The sequence below is a fragment of the Bacteroidota bacterium genome, assembly GCA_016706255.1.
Taxonomy (GTDB): domain Bacteria; phylum Bacteroidota; class Bacteroidia; order Chitinophagales; family BACL12; genus UBA7236.
In genome coordinates, this window is sequence record JADJJZ010000030.1 from 233,976 (window position 1) to 240,465 (window position 6,490).

Genomic DNA, 6,490 nt, shown 5'->3' on the forward strand with positions numbered 1-6,490 from the left:
TTGAATTAAAATTTGAACACAATTAACTCACTTCGTTTTTTGGATAATGAACAGCGCGATTTGTTCGCCGTGTTTTGCTCCGTTTTGCATTGCTGTTCTAAAATGAATTCCGCCGTATAAGCGGCTTATACCGGCTTCTTCAGCCGCTTTGTGGAATGAATTAAATGTACGTGGTGCTATGCCATAAGCCGACTCAATACTGTCGGTAAATAACAAATTGTCGCCGATACAATAAGTAAGGATTGTTGAAGATGCGGCGGAAACGGTGCTATGGCCGGAACTGTATTCCGGAAAGGGTGGCGTGGTTAAAAAAGGTTGCCATGCGGGGTCGATATATGTTTTAATATAAGTTTCGGGCCTCATTAAATTGAAGGTATATTTTGCATCCCAGCAAGCAATAATGGCATCGGCATTGGTTGCGGCAAGTAGAGCATAAACATAGGCAGACTGTATACTTGTAAAGTGTTGTTGTTGCAGTACAATTCCGGCAATATTCAGCCAGTGGCCGGCCGGTGATATTTTTTTCTTTGCGTATTGCATGTGGCCAACGTAGGTAACTGCATAAGGATTATCATCCCAGAAATCGGCAATCTGTTTTTGTTCTGCCGTTAAGTTGTTGGTGGTTTGATAAACTTCTAAAGCATCGTTGTAAAAAGGAGCATCTTTTTGGATGCTGAATTCCAATGGCTTGGCAATATTGTGGATGGTAGTACTATCAATAAAAAAAGGCCTTAATTTTCCCCAGTAAGGTTCGTTTGCATCAGCAAAATCGGGACCCGTTGGTTGCCATGCGTAAGGTTCATTTATTAATGTATATCGCGGAAGCGGACGTGTGGAAATATAATTATCACTATGCGACCATGTTTCAATTTGTGATGCAATATTTTTTGCATAAATAATTGTTGGTCCAAGTGTTTTATTTGGATATTGATTTTGATATGTTGCAATATATACATCCATTTTTTCTTCAATTAATTGTTCAGAAAAAATAAATGATTGCGCAGTAAAATAACAAGCTAAAATTCCGGCGGCTTCAAAATCAATTTTTTCTGCATTTTCCGCTTGTGGCATTAAAGGCATACCATTCGCTTTTCCGGCAAATGTATTAAAACCTGTGTATCCCGGTGCCATTGCTTCGTAGGCTGCAAAGGCACAGTAGGCGTATATTCTGCTGGTTGCCGGCGCCGTAAAAACATCGTGTACAATTACATCCGAAACATCGTGTATGGCATCGTGTATTGTAGTTTGCGCTTTAATTTGCGCAGTAAAAAACAGGAGTAAAAGTGTACAATATTTCAAGGATAAAAAATTATTAATTTATTCTACAAGTCCAATTGTTGCTAAAGTAATTGGTGTGCCAACCATTCGCACGTTTGCCGGAATTTTTCCAATTGTTCCGGAAATAATAACGGTAATTCCTTCTTTCTTAAAATCGTCTGGTAATAAAATAGGTAAATAACGTGTCATATCATTTCTGCCATTATCAACTTCAATGATAAATGTTCCGGCAATTAATTTAATTACACCTTTGGTTTCGGGTAAAAAACCAATTGAATCAAAAGGAAATAATTCTTTCACTGCTTCCTGTAATTTATTTTCATCAAATTGTTCGGTTGATTCGGCCATTATTTCTTTAATTTTTATGGGTGTTCCCATCATACGTATTGACGGGTCGTGTTTTAAAATAATAGCACTGAAAGTAATTTCTGTATTTGCAATTTTAAAATCGTCGGGTAAAAAGTCGGGGATGTATCTTTTTACTTCACCGTTCACATTTTGTTCGATCAGGTAAACATCGCTTATCACAATTACTTTTCCCACCGACTTGCTAATAAAGCCAATGGAGTCGGGATTTGTTTTCGGTGCAGGTTTTTCTTCCGGAATGTGCTCACCATTGCCGGGTTCGGGTTTGGTGCGGTAAAGGTTTCTAACCATACTGAGTTTTAAGGGCGTGCCGATGAGGCGCACATTTACCGGAATACGGCCAATAGCACCTTCAAACACGATATCCTGATTGTTTATACAGTATTGTTCGGGTAAGTTTACAGGCAGGTAATACTGTGTAACGCCGGGCTTTTCAACTTTTATAACCCAAGTATCATTTTTTATGATCACGGTGCCAATTTCCATGCTTTTAACGCCTATTGAATCGAACTGAATTGTTTGTGCAGAGACGCTAAAACCACCAATAAAAAGTAAAAAAAGGATGTATAAATTTTTCATACCGGTTGAGAAGCTAAAATTATACCAATAAATTGGGATTATTGGCCTGTTTTGGCAGCAATAAAAGGTTTTTCAATGTTACAGGCAATTGTAAGATGAAAACGGGGAATGCGATTAACCAATTATTTTATTTTTAACAATTGCAATACCTCTGCCTTATAACTTTTGCCAATCGGGATTTTTTGTTTGCCAAGTTCAACCATATTGCCATTTATAGCATTTACTTTACCTTTATTAATAATGTAAGATTTGTGTATGCGGATGAAATTTTGTTCGGCTAATAACAATTCCATGTTTTTTAATGTTTCTAATGTTATTATCCTTTTTTCTGAAGTAAAGATGCTTACGTATTCGCGTAATCCTTCTATGTATAAAATATCTGAATAAAATATTTTTACCTGTTTATAGTCAGACTTCACAAAAAAATGGTCGGGTAAATTTTGAGTTGTATTATTTTGCGCTGGTAAGGCAGGATTAAAGTTTTTGAAATTACACCATTCAATAGCCTTGTTTGCAGCCTGAACAAATCGTTCAAACGGAATTGGTTTTAGCAGATAATCGGTAATGTCGAGCCGGTAACCTTCTAAAGCGTGTTCTGAATACGCCGTAGTAAGTATAATGGCCGGTTTGTTTTTTACAATTTTTATCAATTCAATTCCGGTGAGGTCAGGCATTTGAATGTCAAGAAATAAAATGTCTATTTGTCTTGCGTTTAAAATTTGCAAAGCGGACAATGCATTGGAACATTTACCTACAATTTCTAACTGCGGAATTTTTAATACATAATCTTCCATCAGCCGCAATGCCAGTGCTTCATCATCAACAATTAAGCATGAATATTTCAAAACAAATCAATTGTAAGGTGAACAAAAAAAACATTATCCCGTGTAAAAATATCCAAAACGAATTTTTCCGGATAAAGCAAATCTAAACGCTTTTTTACATTTTCTAATCCAATTCCGCCCGTTTTATCTTTTCTGCTTTCCGGTGGTGCGATGCTGTTTTCAATATTAAATTTTAAATAGTTTTGGGAGATGTTAATTTCAGCACGCAAAAAGCCATCGGTGGTATTCATTACATCACCGTGTTTAAATGCATTTTCAAAAAAGGGTATAAATAGTAATGGAGCAATCTTAATTGCAGCAGGATCTCCAATTAATTTGAATTGAACTTTGTTTTTATTTTCATTTTTTAACTGCTGTAAATCTAGGTAATTATTAATATACTCCAGCTCTTTAGCAAGTGGTACTAAAGCTTCATTACTTTCGTATAACATATACCGCATTAAACCGCTGAGTTTTAAAATTTGCGGCGCGGCCACTTTTCCTTCTAAATACGTGAGGGTATAAATATTATTTAAAACGTTAAATAAAAAATGCGGATTAACCTGGGCTTTTAAAAAACGAAGTTCTGCCTCCAGTTTCAAACTGGTAAGGGTGGCGGCAACTTCCTTTTTTTCGTACCATTCTTCCAATAATTTGAGTGTAGTGGTTACACCGAGCATAATAACCGAACTTAATACAATGGTTCCATAGTGGGCAGGCGAATACATTACTAAAGGATTGTTGTTGTTAAAACGGAAGGTATTATCAATGTAAGCCCTTAGTGGTGAAGTAATGGCAATTAGTAAAATTACGATGCCGGCATATTGAAAATACTTTTCTTTAAATAAGAAAGTATCCACTAAAAAGTAAAGATTAAAATACACCAACGGCATAAGCACGAGGCAATTAGCCAAATTGCGCAGCAGGGCTTGTTCAAAGCCAAGAAAACGCGCAAATATTAACGTCATGAGTGCTAAAAACAACACCCAAAACAAACTATGCCAAACGATTTGATATTTTTTAAGCACATTGCTCACCTTACAAACTTAATTATTTAGCCGGAAACGAATCTGTTTATTCTACGAACGGCTAAAATGTTTCTACTAACATCTTGTTTTAACGAAAAACAGATATGTAACCGGTATAAATTCCCTAAATGGGCAAATTCGTATTGTTTGTTTAATAAAAGCAACCTGCTATTGAATATAATTTTTCCTGAATAACGAACGCAACATCTTTGCCTCAACAAAAAACAAAAATTATGAAAAAAATGAAAATTCAATTAATTGCCACAACAGCATTATTTACTTTAGCATTATTCTCTTGTTCAAAGGACGAAGAAATAATCACAGAAAACACTGATCCCGGTTCAGCTAAAATGGTAGCTGAAACAACAAAAAGTTACGACGATGTAGTTACCATGTCGGAAGAGGCCACCATTCAATATATGGAAGACCCTAATTATACCGAATATGCATTTGGAAATTGTGTTACGGTATTATATGATTCCATAAACACGGTACTCATTTTTGATTTAGGTACTGAAGGTTGTATTGGTTTAGATGGACGTGAACGCAAAGGGAAAATTATTGTAGATTATAATGGAATTCCCCGTGAACCGGGCAGCACTATGCTGATTACCTTGGATAATTTTTCTGTAGATGGATATCAAATAAACGGGACATTAACTTACAATACAATTGATTATAACAATAACGGTCAACTGGAAATGTCATATGCTGTGACTGATGGTATTTATACTGAACCTGACGGCGATATTATTACACTTGAATGTAACAGAACCGTTACCTGGACAAGCGGAGCCGGTAGTGAAAACCTGTATGATGATGTATTTGAAACAACCGGTGGTTTTAGCGGTTCGGTAGATGGTTATAACTATAGTGGTGTAATTGCAGAGGCAGTGGTTTTTAACTCAGCTTGTTGGGCAGAGGGCATTTATTATCCAATAAGTGGTGAAATACAATTAACATTTCCCGATAATATTAATCGTGCGATTAATTATGGGGACGGGGATTGTGATAAAGAAATAGCAATTACTATAGGGTTAAAAACCTATACTTACTTATTACCATAATGTGATGCGTAATGTTGACAACCGGGAGTAATTTACTCCCGGTTCTTTTAAAAACAATTTATTTATTAAAGGCCTTATAAATAATTTAATATGTGGATATTCATGACAGTGCTATTGCCTAAATTATCATTTCTTACAGGATGGGTGGCTGCTTTTGTTGTGTTACTCATCCGATATTTTTTAATTGCCGGATTTGCATTTTTAACTGTACATTTTATTTTTAAAAAACAATTAACAAAACGAAAAATTCAGCAAAAGTATGTGCCTAATAAGATGATGGGCAAAGAAATAAAAGCATCAATAATATCATTCATCATTTTTGGCGCATGTATGTCGATGGTAATTTATTTTACACAACAAGGTTTAACTAAAATATATAATGATATTAACCGGTATCCTCCACTTTATACAGCGGGCAGTTTTATCCTCCTGTTATTTATACATGACACCTATTTTTACTGGCTGCACCGACTAATGCATTTGCCTATTTTATATAAATATATTCATTATTACCACCATAAATCGGTTACACCAACGCCATTCACGGCATTTTCATTTCACCCGATAGAGGCATTTTTGGAGTTTTCATTTGTTGTGCCAATAGTATTTATAATTCCTTTGCATATAGTTGTGTTGATACTATTTGCTTTTGCCATGACTGCTATGAACGTATTGGGTCATTTAGGTTATGAATTATTTCCAATAGGTTTTTTAAAAACGCCAATTGGTAAAATCTTTAACACCACTACACACCACGACATGCATCATCATTACAATAAATGTAATTATGGTTTATATTTTAATTTTTGGGATAATATAATGCATACCAATCATAAAAAATATCAACAGACTTTTGAAAACAGGCAACAAAAAATTAATATGTAAACTATTTAATTGCTTGCACTTTTAACGCAGTAAATCTAAAAAAATTATTAAATTACAACCACCTGTTTTTGGAATACTGATTCATCATGATTTTTAATTTGAACCACACAGGTGCCTGTAAAATCTTTAACCGTGGTTTGAATTTGTTTAGCATTAACAAGGCCGGAGTTTAATATTTTACCATTTATATCATAAACCACAAAGGTGCACTCGGGTGTAATTTTGTCAGAAATAATGTAAATTTTTTTATTAAATGAATAAACATTAAAATTGAAATTATTGGCAGTCATGTTTTGAATGTCAACATAACTTTCTAAACTACCGGCAGCAATAGGATGATTAATTTCGGTTTCATAAGCATAATCATGGATAATAAGCCCTTCGGCACTGTCAATTACGCTGCAGCGAATCCATCCATAATGAATTTGTTCTTCATTATCCTGAAACCTGACGCCTAAAATTG

General features: G+C 34.9%; 7 protein-coding genes. 2 read left to right on the top strand and 5 right to left on the bottom strand.

Going from position 1 to position 6,490, the window contains the following annotated elements; genetic code table 11:
* Window positions 1-27: 27 nt before the first annotated feature.
* The 4 genes from IPI65_23535 to IPI65_23550 all read right to left on the bottom strand — a co-directional run bounded on the left by IPI65_23535 (window position 28) and on the right by IPI65_23550 (window position 4,075).
* Window positions 28-1,299, bottom strand: coding sequence for a vanadium-dependent haloperoxidase (locus tag IPI65_23535; protein ID MBK7444407.1), 1,272 nt, complete (start codon window positions 1,297-1,299; stop codon window positions 28-30).
* 18 nt (window positions 1,300-1,317) lie between these two features.
* Window positions 1,318-2,223 carry a hypothetical protein gene (locus IPI65_23540; GenBank protein ID MBK7444408.1) on the bottom strand — a complete coding sequence of 302 codons (906 nt, stop codon included), beginning with the start codon at window positions 2,221-2,223 and terminating at the stop codon, window positions 1,318-1,320.
* A 122-nt stretch (window positions 2,224-2,345) separates the two neighbouring features.
* Window positions 2,346-3,068 carry a response regulator transcription factor gene (locus tag IPI65_23545; protein ID MBK7444409.1) on the bottom strand — a complete coding sequence of 241 codons (723 nt, stop codon included), beginning with the start codon at window positions 3,066-3,068 and terminating at the stop codon, window positions 2,346-2,348.
* Entirely contained in the window at window positions 3,065-4,075 is a 1,011-nt protein-coding gene (locus IPI65_23550) for a histidine kinase (GenBank protein MBK7444410.1), read from the bottom strand. The genes IPI65_23545 and IPI65_23550 overlap by 4 nt, the downstream gene beginning before the upstream one ends.
* A 233-nt stretch (window positions 4,076-4,308) precedes the next feature.
* On the opposite strand from IPI65_23550, the gene IPI65_23555 reads away from it, so the two are divergent.
* The gene (locus IPI65_23555; protein MBK7444411.1) at window positions 4,309-5,142 is read left to right on the top strand and encodes a hypothetical protein; all 834 of its coding nucleotides are present in this window, start codon (window positions 4,309-4,311) and stop codon (window positions 5,140-5,142) included.
* 90 nt (window positions 5,143-5,232) lie between these two features.
* Window positions 5,233-6,027 carry a sterol desaturase family protein gene (locus IPI65_23560; GenBank protein MBK7444412.1) on the top strand — a complete coding sequence of 265 codons (795 nt, stop codon included), beginning with the start codon at window positions 5,233-5,235 and terminating at the stop codon, window positions 6,025-6,027.
* 47 nt (window positions 6,028-6,074) lie between these two features.
* Here IPI65_23560 and IPI65_23565 read toward each other — a convergent pair.
* A partial coding sequence (locus IPI65_23565; GenBank protein ID MBK7444413.1) for a hypothetical protein occupies window positions 6,075-6,490 on the bottom strand: 416 nt, incomplete at its 5' end.